Here is a 14,567-nt window from a genome sequence, read left to right on the forward strand (position 1 = left end):
CGGGTCAGCGGCCGAGGACCAGCAGCAGCACTGTGGTCAGCAGACCGGCGCCGATCACCACGGTGATCGGCCGGGGACCGAGCACCGCGTGTCGGCGGTCGGCCAGCACCCGGGCCGGCACCAGACCGACCAGCGGCCCGAGCAGTGTCACCACCAGCGCGAGCACCGGCAGTCCAACGGCCAGGTCGCCGCCGTACCCGACGCCAAGCGCCCGGGCACCGGCGCCCAGCGCGTACGCCAGCACACCGCCGGCCACCCCGCAGAGCGCCAGCAGCGGGTTGACCGAGCCCGGCAGCTCGCCCGGCTGGCCGGCCCTGTCGAGCAGGTCACGAGCCTTGGCGAGCAGCAGCACCGGGTCGGTGGCCCCGACGCCGATCGCCGGGGCGGGCGGGCCGCCGAGGCGGCGGGCACCGAGGCGGGAGCGGACCTGCTGCCACAGGTGGGCCACCTCGGCGTCGACCCGTTCCTGCTGCTCACGGGCGGCGACCAGCTCCTCCTCGGCGCTCTGGAGCTGCTCGGCCGCCTCGGCGACGGCCCGCTCGGCGGCAACGCACTGCCGCTCGTGCCAGGTGTGCGCCTCGGCGCGCTGCTCGCGCACCCGCGCGCTGAGGTCGGCCAGCCGGCGCAGTTGCGCCGCGTACGTCTCACTGGTCACCGGTTCGTTCATCGTGTCGGTCCATACGGGATGATCACCTGACCGGTGCGGTGCACCGCCCGGTCGAAGAAGAGCCCCCGCCAGGGGCGGGGATACCAGTCCGGGCCGCCGGTGCCCGGATAGAGCGACGAGCCCAGCTCGCCGCCGTGCGCGTCAAGGGCGACCCAGGCGCCGATCTGGTCGGTACGGGCGGCCGGCCCACCGAGATCGGCGCGCATCCGGGCCACGCCCCGCCACCAGGCCAGCACGTGTGTGCGTCGTTCCGGCCCGTCGTGCATGATCCGGCGCAGCTGCTCCAGGCCGGTACGCCGACCCGCGCGGGCGGCCAACGCACCCGCTGCCGCGTCGACAGCGAACAGCAGCAGGTAGTGCGGGCTTCCCGGGCCGCTGAGCCCGTCGGCCGTCTCGGCCATCAGCTCGCCCACGGTCTCCTCGTCGTACCAGGCGGCGTCGTCGGCCAGGTCGTCGTAGAGGGCGCGGGCGATCGGGTCGGCGTCCGGGTCGAGGCAGGCGATGGAGAACCGGGCGGTGCCCGGCGGGTGCTGACGGGCCAGCGATCGGGCCGCCGCGTCGAGCACCGCGCACGCCTCGTCGACGCGGGTGCCGAGCACCGCGAGGTTGCGGCCCGGGGCGCGCGGCAGCCGCAGCGACGCCGAGCGGGACTGCACGTCGATGATCTCGCCGAGCAATGCCACCGGGTTGCGCGGCGCGGTCCCGTCCGGCGGAGCGGCGAGCGCCCGGAAGTCCGGGGCGTCCGCCAGCCGGGGGATCGCGTCGCCGTCGAAGAGCCGGGCCGGCGCCGCGTCGGGGGCGCGCATCCGCCACAGCCGGTGCTGCAACCCGCTCCAGGTCTCCCAGTCGCTGGCCGACGGGATGCGGGCCACCTCGTTGCCCTCCACCATGCCCGACTCGGCGTTGACCACCGCGTGCCAGCGCGGCAGCGACTGCGCCGCGTCGTTGCGCTCGGCGAGGATGCGCAACGCCTTGGGCAACGCGATGCGCAGGGTGAACTGGGCGACCAGCGCGGGGCGACCCCACAGCGCCTCGATGCCCCGCACGTCCTGCGAGGCCAGGACCAGGTGGATGCCCTGGGACCGGCCGCGCCGGGCCAGGTCCTCCAGCAGGTCGGCCGCCTCCCGGGCGACCACGTCCCGGCCGGCCAGCAACATCTGGAACTCGTCCACCACGGCGACGATGCGTGGCCAGTGCCCGGTCGGGTCGACCGCCCGCAGCTCGGCCAGTTTGGTCACCTCGTGCTTCTTTGCCGCGTCGGCGCGTCGGCGCAACTCCTCGGTGAGGAAGCGCAGCAGCGCCAGCCCGAACTCCCGGTCGGTGTTGACGTTGATGCCGACCAGCCGCATGTGCGGCAGCCAACTCGGGTCGCGCCGGCCCTGCGCGAACCGCGCGAAGGAGACCCCCTCCTTGAAGTCCAGCAGGTAGAACTCCAGCTCGGCGGGGGAGTAGCGGGCGGCGAGGGCGCCGATCCACGCGAAGATCAGGTTGGTCTTGCCGGTGCCGGAGGGCCCGCCGATCAGCGCGTGCGGTGGGTAGTCGCCAAGCGTCAGCCGTACCGGCCGGCCCTGTGGGCCCTCACCGATCGGGGCGGTCAGCCCGTCGGCGGAGTCCTCCCGCCACATCAGCTCGGGCGGGGGCAGCAGGTCGGTGAAGGGGGTCGGCGGGGGGCCCGCGTTCACCCGGGCGGCGACGTCCCGGCAGGTCTCGGTGACCAGCGCCGCCGGTGGCGGTGGGTCCAGCCGGACCGGCAACCCGGCCGAACCGCCGATCCGCGCGCCGGACACGCCGGCCACCACCCGGGTCACCGTCGGGTCCTCCGGCAACGGCACACCGTGCACCACCAGGTGTACGCCGCAGGCCGCGCCGGCCCGCACCACCCGGTCCAGTTGCCCGCGCTCGTGCCGGTTCAGCTCCTCCCCGCCGAGCAGCACCGCCACCCGCCACGGCTCTGGTCGTCGGCCGGTCGCCGCCGCCAGTTCGCGCAGCGACGCGTACTCGCCGGCGAGGACCGTCTCGTTGATCCGGCGGATCTGCTCCACCAGGTCGTCCAGCAGCGGGCCCAGCCCGCCCGGGCCGACGAAGGTGAGCAGCCCCGCCGTGCCCAACGGCGCGAACCCGGCCAGTCCGCCGCCGAGCTGATCCGGGTCGTACCCGATCAGTCGTACCGCCCCGGGGTTGGCGCGGCCGACGGCCCGCAGCAGCAACGAGGAGACCACCGCGTCGCAGCCGGCGCGGTCGTCCCCGGAGAGGTGGACGTGCCCGGCGTCGAGCAACGGCACCAGCGCGGGCACCGGGTCGACGCCGTCGATCCGGACCGTGCCGACCCGCAGCGCACCGGGCGGCTCAGCTCGACGGGCGGGCGTCGGCGTCCACCCGGCCCAGTCGGCCCCGGCGCAGCCTGGCGCCTCCTGCCGGGCCGCGTCGGCGGCCCGCCGGGCCAGTTCCGCGATCCGGGTGGAGTAGCGGGCGTCGATCTCGGCGATGCGGCGGTCCCGTTGGGTGCCCACCCGCTGCGGTACGGCGGCCGCCGCCCGCTGGACCCGGGCCAGTCGTTCCCGCCCGGCGGTCAGGTCGGCCTGGGCGGCGGACAGCCGGGTACGGGTGGCGCCCAACGCCTCGGCGAGGGTGGCCCGGACCCGGCTGGCCAGCTGACCGCGCCGGTCAGCCATCGGAGCCCCGACGCGTCGGGGCGTCCCGCCAGGGGCTGCCCGAGCGCGGGGGCAGCCCACCGGGGCGCGGCGGCGGCCCCTCCGCGCGCGGCGGCAGGCCACCGGAGCGCTGCGCGTCGGCGCTGCCCGGCCGCTGTGCCGCACCGCTCGGGCGGGAGACCGCACCGCTGGCTCGGGGGACCGCGCCCGGTCGCCCGGTCCCGCCCGGTTGTTGCGCGCCAGTCGACTGCCCGGCCCGCGCCGGCTGCCCCGCCCCCGCCGGTTCTCTCGCGCCGCCGGCCGGCAGGTCCCGGCCGAGGCGGGCGAGCAGCAACCCGGTCGCCACCCCGGCGGTCACCGCCGAGTCGGCGGCGTGCGGTGGCTCCCCGGAGGCGCGCGGTGGCGGCATCCGGCACACCCGGGTCAGCAGCGTCTCCAGCACCGGCGGCGGCAACCCGGGCAGCAGGTCGCGGACGCGTCCGTCCAACTCGCCTCGCAGCCGCCCGAGGTCGGTGGCGCGCGGCGGGTGCCCGAGCAACTCGCCGGCCAACTCGCGCAGCAGTGGCGGCGCCAGCGCCGCCATGCCCAGCCCCACGTCGGCCGGGGCCCGGCGCAGCTCCTTGCGGAGCCGGTCCCGGTCGCCGGAGCGGACACCACCCACCACTCGGCGCAGCAACTCCTGGGAGTCGTCCACCCGCTCGTCGGGTTCGTCGTCGGCGCCCTCGCGGCCGCCGGTCAGCTCGGCCACCCGCACCGACCACCAGCGGCGCATCCGCACCTGCTCGGCCGGCTCCGGCGCGACCGCCGCGGGCCCGGACGCCGGTGGCGTGTCGTGTCGGGGAGCGCGTTGCTCAGGGCGGGGCGCCGGGGCGCCGTCCGCGCCGAGCCCGATCGCCGTCAGGTAGGCCGACAGCTGTTCCTGGGCCACCCGCAGCGCGTAGCCGGCGCTCTCGGCGTGTTCGGTGGCGGCGGAGAGCTCGGGCACCCCCATCGGGTTGGCCGACTCCTGTCGTACCCAGCGCAGCCGCTCCGCGGCCAAGCCGAACTTCTCCAGCGCCTGCCCGAGCAGCGCCACCGGGAACTCCTCGGTGGCGGCACGGACCTGCCCGCCGACATCCTCGATGATGGACACGGCGGCCTACAGGGTGGAGACGTAGAGCTGCGCCTGCTCCACCGCGACAAGTGTCGCGGCGAGACACTCCTCCAGCTCCTGGCTGGCCTGTGTCAGCGACGCCTGGGCCGCCTCCACCGTCTCGTGCCCGCTGCCCTCCAGCGCTCCGGCCAGGGTCTGCTGTGCCTCGGAGAGCTTTTCGCCGGCCGCCTGCACGGCTGTCTGCCCGTCTCCGATCTGTTGGAGGGCGACATCGATGGCAGCCTTCAGCTCGGCGACGCTCGCCACGGCGGAACCTCCTGGGGGCGGGGAGATCTCCATTAGAGCCTATCGGCGGTTCCGAAAGAACATCCGCCCTGTCGGTGTTCCTGCCCGCCTGTCCGGAAGGCCCTCGGAAGTGCCGGGAGTCCGATCTGTGGGAGTCCCAGTGCGAGAATTTCTCAATTACTGGTCGGGTTCTCGCGGAGCCAGCGCGGGCCGTACACCTCGGCGCCCAGCGCCGTCACCCGCCCGCGCAACTCCCGGTCGGCCGTGACCACCAGCCGTCGACGCCGCGGCGCACCCTCCACCAGCTCGACCACCGTGTCGTCGCCGGAGCCGGCGGCGGAGACCACCCGGACACCCTCGGTGCCCGGCACGTCCCGCGCGGCCCCCTCGACCACCAGAACCACCTCCACCGGGGCGGTCAGCCGGGCCGGCAACCCGATTGTCGCCACCGGGGCGAGCGAGTCACGCAACCGGGCAGCGGCCCCGGCACGGTCACGCCACCACCCGTTCGGGCGCGAGCCCACCACGTTGGCGCCATCCACGATCAGCAGCGGGGTCTCATCCATCCCGTCAGCCTGCCACCATCGCCCGGCCCTGACCCGACGCCACTCCCGGAATGCCGGTCCTCCGCCACCTGCGGCGTTTGTCGGGGCGCGCGCCGGGTAGCCCCTGCCGACCGTGCCGAGCCCTACTGCGGAGGACAGACATGATGGGACCCGGTGACATCGGCTCCGACCCGTGGGACGAATTCCTGGCCAGGTACTTCGGCCGGGGCGAGGGAGGGCGCCGACCGCCGCACCGGGTCGACATCACCCGACTGATGACGGCCGACGCCCGGGAGATGCTCGCCGACGCGGCCCGCCGGGCCGCGCAACGGCAGAGCAGCGACCTGGACACCGACCACCTGCTCTGGGCGGCGCTGCAACGCGAACCGCTGCGTGACCTGGTACGCCGGGCCGGGGCTGACCCGGACACCCTGCTCAACGCCCTCGGCGGAAAGGGCGACGGCGCGCCGCGCGGGGAGGTGCCGCCCAACCTGTCGTTGACCCCCGCCGCCAAGCGGGCGCTGCTCGACGCCCATCAGCTGTCCCGGGCGATGGGCGCCAACTACATCGGCCCCGAGCACATCCTGATGGCGCTGCCGCTCAACCCGGAGTCGCCGGCCGGGCGGATGCTGGCCGCCGGCCGGATCCAACCGGAGTCGTTGCAGGCCGCCAACGCCGAGCGCGGGCCGATGACCGGGCCGAAGCCGGATCGCGGCACCCCCACCCTGGACCAGTACGGGCAGGACCTCACCGACCTGGCCCGCAACGACCAGATCGACCCGGTGGTCGGGCGGGCCGACGAGATCGAGCAGGCAGTCGAGATCCTGTCCCGGCGGACCAAGAACAACCCGGTGCTGATCGGCGAGGCCGGCGTCGGTAAGACCGCCATCGTCGAGGGGCTGGCCGAACGGATCTGCGACGGCGACGTACCGCAGACCCTGCTCGGCAAGCGGGTCGTCCAGCTCGACCTGGCCGGCCTGGTCGCCGGCACCCGCTACCGGGGCGACTTCGAGGAACGGCTGAAGAAGGTGATCGACGAGATCCGGGCGCACCGGGACGAGCTGATCATCTTCATGGACGAGATCCACACCCTGGTCGGGGCCGGTGGCGCCGGCAGCGAGGGCGGGATGGACGCGTCCAACATGCTCAAACCCGCCCTCGCTCGCGGTGAGCTGCGGGTGATCGGCGCGACGACGCTGGACGAGTACCGCAAGAGCATCGAGAAGGACGCCGCCCTGGCCCGGCGCTTCCAGCCGGTGCTGGTGCCCGAGCCGAGTGTCGACGACACCATCGCGATCCTGCGCGGGCTGCGCGACCGGTACGAGGCCCACCACCAGGTGCGCTTCACCGACGAGGCGCTGGTCTCGGCCGCCGAGCTGTCCGACCGGTACGTCACCGACCGGTTCCTGCCGGACAAGGCCATCGACCTCATTGACCAGGCCGGCGCCCGGGTGCGGTTGCGCACCCGCACCCCCGCGTCCGACGTGCGCGAGCTGGAGCAGGAACTCGACGAGGTACGCCGGGACAAGGAACAGGCCGTCACCGACGAGCAGTACGAGCGGGCCTCCGCGCTGCGTGACCGGATCGCCGAGTTGGAGGAGAACATCCGTCGCGCGAACGGCGAGGACGGCTCGTCCAACTCCCAGGTGCCCGAGGTGGGCCCCAAGGAGATCGCCGAGGTGGTCTCCCGGGCCACCGGCATTCCGGTCAGCCAGCTCACCGAGGAGGAACGCGACCGGCTGCTGCGCCTGGAGGGTCACCTGCACCAGAAGGTGGTCGGTCAGGACGACGCGGTCACCGCCGTCGCCGAGGCGGTGCGCCGTTCCCGGGCCGGGCTGGCCGACCCGGAGCGGCCGATGGGCAGCTTCCTGTTCCTCGGCCCGACCGGTGTCGGCAAGACCGAGTTGGCGCGGGCCCTGGCCGAGGCGTTGTTCGGCGAGGCGGACCGGATGGTCCGGGTGGACATGAGCGAGTTCCAGGAGCGGCACACGGTCAGTCGGCTGGTCGGCGCGCCGCCCGGATACGTCGGGTACGAGGAGGCCGGTCAGCTCACCGAGGCGGTGCGTCGCCGCCCGTACGCGGTGGTGCTGCTCGACGAGATCGAGAAGGCCCACCCGGACGTGTTCAACATCCTGCTCCAGGTGCTCGACGACGGGCGGCTCACCGACAGCCAGGGTCGCACTGTGAACTTCAAGAACACCGTCCTGATCATGACGAGCAACCTCGGTTCCGAGCTGATCACCGGTGCCCAGCGCTCGGTCGGCTTCGGCAGCGGGGACGTGGGCAGCGAGCAGGAGAGCAACGAGCTGCGGGAGCGGCTCATGCGCCGCCTGCAGGAGAATTTCCGCCCGGAGTTCCTCAACCGCATCGACGAGGTCATCATCTTCCGCCGGCTGGAAGCCGAGCAGCTGCGCGACATCACCGCGCTGCTGCTGGAGGAGACCCGCCGCCGGATGCACGCCCAGGACCTGCAGGTGGAGTTCACCACCGCCGGCATCGACTGGCTCGCCGAACACGGCTACCAGCCGGAGTTCGGTGCCCGCCCGCTGCGCCGGGTGATCCAACGGGAGGTGGACAACCACCTGTCCCGGATGCTGCTGGAGTCGGCGATCTCACCGGGGCAGAAGGTCACTGTGGACGTCCGCGACGGCGCGCTCAGCTTCGACGTGACAGCGGGCGAGCGGGGGTACACCGCCGCCACGACCACACACCCGCGATGAGCGGGCCGGCGCGAAGTGACGAACACGAGGACCCGCACCAGCCCGCGGAGTCCGCGAAACCCCGGGACGAGGACGACCATCCCGACCCGATCCTGGCGCCGCCCACCGCGAACCCCCGCCGCACGCGGGTGCCCGCGGAGGGCCTGCATCCGAAGACCGACCAGGACGACCCGGAGACGTCCGGGCCGCCGCCCGGAGAGGAGACCTGATGGTACGCGAAGCGCGGCTCGACCCCGAGGTGGAAGTGCTCTGGGAGGACTTCCACGCCGAGGTCAACGTCCCGTCGGAGCAGCTGCGGACCTGGCTGCTGACCCGGGGTTCGGGGGAGGAGTCGTTCAGTCCGAACCCGAACCTCGACCTGCCCCAGCCCGGCCGGGAGATCCTCAAGGTGCTCAACAAACGCAAGGTGGACCTCACCCCGGAGGACATCGAGGTGATGCGGGAGGCGGTCGAGCGGATCCGCGAGTTGATGGACGCCAAGCCGCCGCGCGGCAACGCCGACGACAGTTGGCGGCACTCGTTGCTGGACCTGGGTCACGACCCGCTCGTCGAACTCTGAGCGAGGTTCACCCGCGACGGTGCCGTCCCGAACCCGGGACGGCACCGTCGCGGCGCGCTACTGGCCCTGGTCGGGCTCCAGGCTGCCGATGGTCAGACCCGCCGCGTCAGCGGCGGCGTCCCGGTCGCCGCGGGTCTGGTCCTCCCGGGTGAGCAGGTTCGCGTACTCGGTCACGTCGGCCGGGTCGGGCACCGTCGGCAGGCGGCGCAGGAACGCCTCCACCTCGCGGGTGGCGGCGGTGTGTGCGGCAGCCGCCTGGCGTAGCAGTTCGCGGTCGTCGGCGGGCGGGTAGAGGTCGGTCATGTCCGCCAGATACCCGGCCCACGGCGGTTCGCACCGCCAGCGGCCGGGAATACCGGCCGATCAGCCCGGTCGTGCCCCGCTGGGGTGCCGGACGCCGAACCCCGGGTTGTGGGGCAGCCAGGCCAGGTACGCCGGGTGCGGCGCCAACGAGTCGACGTACGCCGCCTTGGCCGTTGCCAGCACCAGTTCCGAGCCTTGGGCGGCGGGGGAGTCCGGATGCCAGCCGAGCAGCAGCCGCCAGCGCAGCGGCGTCCCGGCGAGTTGACGGGTGACCAGACCACTCACCGGGCGGAACGTCGCCTGGCACAGGGCCACCGCCACGCCGGCTTCCACCAGGTCGACGCAGCCGCGGATGTCGGTCTCGTACACCTTGCGGGGGGTGAAGCCGGCGCGGGCGCAGGCGGCGGCGAAGCAGTCGGCGAAGCAGCCGTCCCCCGGCGCCGCGACCCACTGCTCGTGGCGCAGGTCGGCCAGGCGGACCTCGTCCTGCGCCGCGAGGGGGTGGGTCTCGGGCAGCAGCACCAGCACCGGGTCGACGGCCACCTCCTGCCAGCTCAACCCGAACCCGGCCGACGGGCTGGCGTCACCGCACACACCGGCCAGCGCGAAGTCCAGCCGACCGCCGGCCACCAACTGCGCCAACTCGTCCACCGACCAGGACGCGTACGTGGTGATCTGGGCGGGCGGCTGCTCGGCCGCCAACCGGTGCACCAACCGACCCAGGATCGGGCTGTTCACCCCGCCGAACCGGTAGCACGGTGGGGTGTCGCCGGCTCCGGCCAGCCGGGCGGCCTCGTCCTGCAACCCCTTCATCGCCGGCAGCAGCACCCGGGCGCGGGCCAGCACCAGCTCACCGAGCGCGGTGGGTCGAGCCCCGCGCCGGTCCCTGTCGAACAGCGGGCCGCCCAGCGTCCGTTCGATGCGTTGGAGCTGGGCGGTGAGCGCCGGCTGGGCCAGGCCGAGCGCCGAGGCCGCCTTCGTCACACTTCCCGTCTCCGCGATCGCGCAGACCACCCGCAGGTGACGCAGCTCCAGGTTCATAGGGTGACGGTAGGACTACGTGTCTGCTGGCGGAATAGCCCGAGCGGATCGGTGATAATGAATGCATTGCCGGCGGTCGCCGGTCACCGGTCGCGCGGTGGCTCCGGCAGGTCCGCCAGGTACGTCGGCCGCCGGGTCACCGCGTCGAGGACCTTGTCCACCACCCCGACCGCCGGCTCCACGATCCGGTTCCACGGAGGGGTCGCCGGCGTGCCCGGGTGCGGTCGGGTCGGCGCGGCCTCCTCGGCGATCTCCAACCGGTTGCCGAGCCGGATCAGCTCCTCCTCGGTCGCGACAGCGCGCAGCTCGGTGACCAGCGCGCCGACCCCGTCGACATGCCGGCGGACCCGCTCGGCGACCTCGGTCAGCGCCTCGTCCGTCAGCCCTTTCAGGGCGCTCAGCAGGCCCGCGTCGGCGTTGATCTCCGCGTCCACCCGCTCGGCGGCCGTCGGCAGCGCCGCGCGGACCGCCGGCAGCAGGTACTGCTCCTCGGCGGACAGGTGCCGCGACAGAGCGGCGGTGAGCACCGCCAACCCCTCCTGCGGCGTGGTGTCCGGGCCGGAGAGCTGGTCCAGCAGCGCCAGCAGTTGCCGGTGCTCCCGGTCGACGATGTCAGCGATGCTGCGACCGGCGGGTCGGTAGCCCTCCTCGGGTGCGGGCGCGGGCGGCAGCGGCGGCAGGGGAACAGCGGACATGGTGCCCTCCTCGACTGGCGGGCGGAAGCTCCGGCAGGGACGTTCGGTCGTGGGCGGCGGTACCCGAACGCGGCCGACGCGAAACCGACCCGTCGATGCGTCCACCCGCGCCGGCCTGTCGAGCGGCCCGGGCTGGTATGAAGAGGCGATGACGAGCGATGCCGCCTCCGCCCTGCCCGACCCCACCGCAGAGGTCGTGGACCTCTGCCGCGACCTGCTGCGCATCGACACCACCAACACCGGTGACAACGACACCAGCGTCGGCGAGCGCCGCGCGGCCGAGTACGTGGCGGAGAAGCTCGCCGAGGTGGGCGTGGAGTCCGTCCTGCACGAGTCCGCGCCGGGCCGGGCGAACGTGGTGGCCCGCATCCCGGGCGCCGACCCGAGCCGGGGCGCGCTGCTGGTGCACGGCCACCTGGACGTGGTGCCCGCCGACGCCGACGAGTGGTCGGTGGGCCCGTTCTCCGGCGAGCTGCGCGACGGCTACCTCTGGGGCCGGGGCGCCATCGACATGAAGGACTTCGACGCGATGGTGCTCGCCGTGGTGCGGCACTGGCAGCGCACCGGCGTACGGCCCCCACGCGACATCGTGCTCGCGTACACCGCCGACGAGGAGGCGGGCAGCGACTACGGCGCGCGGTTCCTGGTGGACAACCACCGGGGCCTCTTCGACGGCTGCACCGAGGCGATCGGTGAGGTAGGCGGCTTCTCCTACTCGGTCAACGACAGTCAGCGGCTCTACCTCATCGAGACCGCCGAGAAGGGCATCGACTGGCTGCGGCTGCACGCCAAGGGCCGCCCCGGGCACGGCTCGATGATGCACGACGACAACGCCGTCACCGCGCTCGCCGAGGCGGTCGCCCGGATCGGCCGGCACCGCTTCCCGGTGGTGGTCACCGACACCGTGCGGGCCTTCCTGACCGAGGTCTCCGACCTGCTCGGCATCGAGTTGGACCCGGACGACCCGGAGACGGCCATCGCCAAGCTCGGCCCCATCGCCAACATCATCGGCGCGACCATCCGCAACACCGCCAACCCGACCCGGTTGAGCGCCGGCTACAAGGACAACGTCATCCCCGGCCGGGCCACCGCCACCATCGACTGCCGCAGCCTGCCCGGCCAGTCCGAGCTGCTGGAGCGGCAGCTGCGCGAGCTGGTCGGCCCGGACATCGCGATCGAGTACGTCCAGCGGCAACCGGCACTGGAGACCACCTTCGACGGTGACCTGGTCGAGGCCATGTCGGCGGCCCTGCGCGCGGAGGACCCGGGAGCGCGGCCCGTTCCGTACATGCTCTCCGGGGGCACCGACGCCAAGGCGTTCTCGCAGCTCGGCATCCGCTGCTTCGGCTTCGCCCCGCTGCGGCTGCCCGCCGACCTGAACTTCTCGGCGTTGTTCCACGGCATCGACGAGCGCGTTCCGGTGGACGGACTACAGTTCGGCGTGCGGGTTCTCGACCGGTTCCTCCGCACCTGCTAGTCGTGTCCGGCGGTGGCCGTCGGCGCGCAACCTCCCCATCGTGAAGGGACTGCCCCACATGACCGACCAGCATGGTGAGCTGGACGCCGCTCTCGAGCGGGTGATCGAAGCGGCCCGCCACCACCTGGCCGCCGTACGCGCCGCGCAGGGCCGCGTCGACGACGACGACGTCTGGCAGGCGTACGTGGCGTTGAACAACGCCTCCTTCGCGTACGACGAGCGACTGCTCGACGCCTTCGGCGAGGTGACGCCGTGGGATGTCGACTCGATCGACCCGGACGAGGCCGACGAGCGTTTCGGCGGAGGCGAGGGTGCCGAGGCCAGCGACCCGCACCCCCGGGTGATCTCGGTGCGTCAGCGTCGTGACTACCGGGTGCCGAGCGTCGCCGCGCTGCTGCGGGTTGCCGAGGCGGCCCGCCGCGAGGGCACCCCGGAGGACGACGAGCCGGCCCCGGTGGAGGGCGTCGGCGAGGCGGTGCTGGAGTTGCTGCAGAGTGGTGACGGCTCGCTCGGCGCGTTGGACGTCCCCGAGTTGGAGCCGCTCGACGGGGTGGTCATGGTCAGCGAGGTGGGCACTCCCGTCGATCTGGAGTCGTTCGACGACGACGACGCGGTCGGCCCGTTCCAGCCGGCTGCCGACGACCGGCTGGTCGGTCGGCTCGACGAGCACCCGTTCCTGGAGCTCGACGACGACCACGACCACGCCGGGCACCAGCACTAGGCCGGGCACCAGCACTTGGCCGGGTGCCGCCCGGGGCCGACTCCGGCCTCGGGCGGCACCGCCCGATCGTCAGTACGACAGACCCGGCTGCGGCTGGTTGACCCGCCGACGACGCAGCACCACCTGCCGCGTGCCGTCCCGGTACAGCCGCACCCGGGCCAACTCCCATCCGGAGAACTCCGCCTGGATCGCCAACTGCGCCGCGGCGGTCAACCGGTCGACGTTCGGCGGCAGCCGCAGTGGCGCGTACTCGTAGTCCATGCCCTCCATGCTGCCCAGCCCAGCGGCCGTTCGCCACCCCCTCCGGAGTGACCAACGACGCCACCGCGGGCGGTTCGCCCCGCCCCGCCCCTCCGTGCCGCCCCGCGTCCCCGTCGCGCCGATCTTGCAGTTCCTGTCGCCGAGATGAGTGGAACGCTCCCTATGTCGCGACAGCAACTGCAAGATCGCGGGAGAGGGGGCGCGTCGTCGTGGCTGGGCAGGGGCGTCAGGCTGTGGGGACGTTCGCCGTCAGCAGGGCGGCGAGGGCCGGGGCGGCCAGGGCGAGCGCCCGAGGGCTGCCCGGGTCGACCGCCAGCCCCCAGGACGGGTCCGGCCAGTCCTCGAACAGTTCGGCGCAGGGCAGCGCCACGAACGGCACCCCGTCCCCGGCGAACGCGGCGAGCGCCCCCGGCGAGGTGAAGACCGGCAGCAGCGGCGCGCCGGTCGCGTCGCCGACCACCGTCCACGGGAAGTCGGCGTCCGGCGTCGGTTCCCCGGCGAGGGGGACGCACACGGTGGCACCAGCCAGCGCTGCGAGGTAGCCGGGCAGGTCACGTCGGTCGACGGCGGCGGCGAGCCGCCCCACCACCGCCGGCTCCGCCGCCTCGGCGGGTGTCGCCCCGGCCGGAGCCGCCCCGACCTGGGCCACCTCGACCCTTGCCGGCCGGGCGACCGACAACGCTTGCGTTCCGGGGGCGACCGGCGGGACTGCCGGGGCACGACGCGCGTTTGGCGGCGCTGTCGGGCCAGAGCCGGCGTCCGGCGGCACCGGCCGGCAGGAGAGCGTGCCGGGTTCGTCGGTCAACACCTCGGCGGCGGTACGGGTCACGAACACACTGAGCCGCTCCACCTGCTCCGGAGTGCGCGCCGCCTCGTACCACCAGCCCTGCTCGCCGGTCGGGCGGTGCCAGCCGAGCGCGGCCAGGCGTGCCTCGTCGTGGCCGGGGCAGATCACCCGCACCACCTGGCGGCGCACCAGCAGCCGGATCCGGCGCGAACCGGCGGAGAGCTCCAGGTCGGTGTCCCGGTCGCAACGGGCGACGGTGTCCCGCAGCCGAGCGGCGATCTCCGGCCAGGTCGGCGACGGCGACGTCACGCCGGAGCGCCCGGCAGGCGGTCGTCCAGCCGCCCGAGCCGGGCCACTGTCTCCTCCAGCCGGCCCAGCGCCGAGAAGTCTCCCGGTGTGCCGAACAGGTCGCCGAGCCCCGCGCCGAGCGCGACGTCCAACCCCTCGGTGTGCTCGTCGACGTGCCCGGAGGCGACCTCACGAGCCCGCCGGTACGCGTCGAGCACCAACTCGGCCACCCCCTCCGTGCCGGCGCGCAGGGCGGCGGGCGCGAGGGTGAGGCCGGTCAGCGCGCCGGTGGCGTCGACGGTCGCCGAGACCAGGCCGCTCTCGTCGACAGCGGTGCCGGACAGTTCGGCCAGGTCGTCGCGGAGGCCCGCGAACCGGCGTTCGATGTCGGCGATCCGCCCGGCGAGCGCGTCGAACGCGGACGTCGGGTCCGTCATGAGATTCCTCCCCGTGGATCGTGCGACCGGGTGGTGC

The 14,567-nt window shown here is 73.9% G+C and carries 16 protein-coding genes; 5 read left to right on the top strand and 11 right to left on the bottom strand.

Annotated elements, in window-relative coordinates; all coding sequences use genetic code 11:
• Nucleotides 1-4 precede the first annotated feature (4 nt).
• The 5 genes from AB0B98_RS18345 to AB0B98_RS18365 all read right to left on the bottom strand — a co-directional run bounded on the left by AB0B98_RS18345 (nt 5) and on the right by AB0B98_RS18365 (nt 5,262).
• A complete protein-coding gene (locus tag AB0B98_RS18345) occupies nt 5-667 on the bottom strand; it encodes a hypothetical protein (RefSeq protein WP_357363968.1) in 663 nt (220 codons plus the stop codon).
• On the bottom strand, nt 664-3,339 hold the full coding sequence (locus AB0B98_RS18350; protein ID WP_357363970.1) for an FtsK/SpoIIIE domain-containing protein: 2,676 nt from the start codon (nt 3,337-3,339) through the stop codon (nt 664-666). Before AB0B98_RS18350 ends, AB0B98_RS18345 begins: the two co-directional genes overlap by 4 nt.
• Nucleotides 3,332-4,450: a hypothetical protein gene (locus AB0B98_RS18355; protein ID WP_357363972.1), complete on the bottom strand. Its 1,119-nt coding sequence runs from the start codon at nt 4,448-4,450 to the stop codon at nt 3,332-3,334. The genes AB0B98_RS18350 and AB0B98_RS18355 overlap by 8 nt, the downstream gene beginning before the upstream one ends.
• Before the next feature lie 6 nt (nt 4,451-4,456).
• Nucleotides 4,457-4,717: a hypothetical protein gene (locus tag AB0B98_RS18360; RefSeq protein ID WP_030332749.1), complete on the bottom strand. Its 261-nt coding sequence runs from the start codon at nt 4,715-4,717 to the stop codon at nt 4,457-4,459.
• Between the two features lie 152 nt (nt 4,718-4,869).
• A complete protein-coding gene (locus AB0B98_RS18365) occupies nt 4,870-5,262 on the bottom strand; it encodes a hypothetical protein (protein ID WP_091408422.1) in 393 nt (130 codons plus the stop codon).
• A gap of 140 nt (nt 5,263-5,402) precedes the next feature.
• Between AB0B98_RS18365 and AB0B98_RS18370 the strand changes: the two genes are divergently transcribed.
• The 3 genes from AB0B98_RS18370 to AB0B98_RS18380 are packed head-to-tail and all read left to right on the top strand — an operon-like array spanning nt 5,403 to nt 8,520.
• Complete coding sequence (locus AB0B98_RS18370; RefSeq protein WP_357363974.1) at nt 5,403-7,961, top strand: ATP-dependent Clp protease ATP-binding subunit; 2,559 nt, start codon at nt 5,403-5,405, stop codon at nt 7,959-7,961.
• Nucleotides 7,958-8,170: a hypothetical protein gene (locus AB0B98_RS18375; protein WP_357363976.1), complete on the top strand. Its 213-nt coding sequence runs from the start codon at nt 7,958-7,960 to the stop codon at nt 8,168-8,170. Before AB0B98_RS18370 ends, AB0B98_RS18375 begins: the two co-directional genes overlap by 4 nt.
• Nucleotides 8,170-8,520 (top strand): DUF3140 domain-containing protein, encoded by a 351-nt coding sequence (locus AB0B98_RS18380; RefSeq protein ID WP_357363978.1) that lies wholly within the window; start codon nt 8,170-8,172, stop codon nt 8,518-8,520. The genes AB0B98_RS18375 and AB0B98_RS18380 overlap by 1 nt, the downstream gene beginning before the upstream one ends.
• A 57-nt stretch (nt 8,521-8,577) precedes the next feature.
• Here the strand turns inward: AB0B98_RS18380 and AB0B98_RS18385 are convergent, their stop codons facing one another.
• From AB0B98_RS18385 to AB0B98_RS18395, 3 genes are all read right to left on the bottom strand, one after another.
• Complete coding sequence (locus tag AB0B98_RS18385) at nt 8,578-8,823, bottom strand: hypothetical protein (protein WP_238672161.1); 246 nt, start codon at nt 8,821-8,823, stop codon at nt 8,578-8,580.
• A 60-nt stretch (nt 8,824-8,883) separates the two neighbouring features.
• Complete coding sequence (locus AB0B98_RS18390) at nt 8,884-9,864, bottom strand: LysR family transcriptional regulator (protein ID WP_357363981.1); 981 nt, start codon at nt 9,862-9,864, stop codon at nt 8,884-8,886.
• A gap of 83 nt (nt 9,865-9,947) precedes the next feature.
• Entirely contained in the window at nt 9,948-10,559 is a 612-nt protein-coding gene (locus AB0B98_RS18395) for a hemerythrin domain-containing protein (RefSeq protein ID WP_357363982.1), read from the bottom strand.
• Between the two features lie 148 nt (nt 10,560-10,707).
• Here AB0B98_RS18395 and AB0B98_RS18400 point away from each other — a divergent pair, with 148 nt between their 5' ends.
• A complete protein-coding gene (locus AB0B98_RS18400; RefSeq protein ID WP_355582011.1) occupies nt 10,708-12,036 on the top strand; it encodes a M20/M25/M40 family metallo-hydrolase in 1,329 nt (442 codons plus the stop codon).
• 58 nt (nt 12,037-12,094) lie between these two features.
• Complete coding sequence (locus AB0B98_RS18405; protein ID WP_091408864.1) at nt 12,095-12,757, top strand: hypothetical protein; 663 nt, start codon at nt 12,095-12,097, stop codon at nt 12,755-12,757.
• A 69-nt stretch (nt 12,758-12,826) separates the two neighbouring features.
• Here AB0B98_RS18405 and AB0B98_RS18410 read toward each other — a convergent pair whose 3' ends face one another.
• The 3 genes from AB0B98_RS18410 to AB0B98_RS18420 all read right to left on the bottom strand — a co-directional run bounded on the left by AB0B98_RS18410 (nt 12,827) and on the right by AB0B98_RS18420 (nt 14,530).
• Nucleotides 12,827-13,018, bottom strand: a complete 192-nt coding sequence (locus tag AB0B98_RS18410; RefSeq protein WP_013734349.1) for a DUF5703 family protein — start codon at nt 13,016-13,018, stop codon at nt 12,827-12,829.
• A 226-nt stretch (nt 13,019-13,244) separates the two neighbouring features.
• On the bottom strand, nt 13,245-14,114 hold the full coding sequence (locus tag AB0B98_RS18415) for an SseB family protein (RefSeq protein ID WP_357363984.1): 870 nt from the start codon (nt 14,112-14,114) through the stop codon (nt 13,245-13,247).
• Nucleotides 14,111-14,530, bottom strand: a complete 420-nt coding sequence (locus AB0B98_RS18420; protein WP_158629563.1) for a YbaB/EbfC family nucleoid-associated protein — start codon at nt 14,528-14,530, stop codon at nt 14,111-14,113. Before AB0B98_RS18420 ends, AB0B98_RS18415 begins: the two co-directional genes overlap by 4 nt.
• Nucleotides 14,531-14,567 lie beyond the last annotated feature (37 nt).

It is taken from the genome of Micromonospora sp. NPDC048947, from assembly GCF_040649495.1.
Classification (GTDB): Bacteria; Actinomycetota; Actinomycetes; order Mycobacteriales; family Micromonosporaceae; genus Micromonospora; species Micromonospora alfalfae.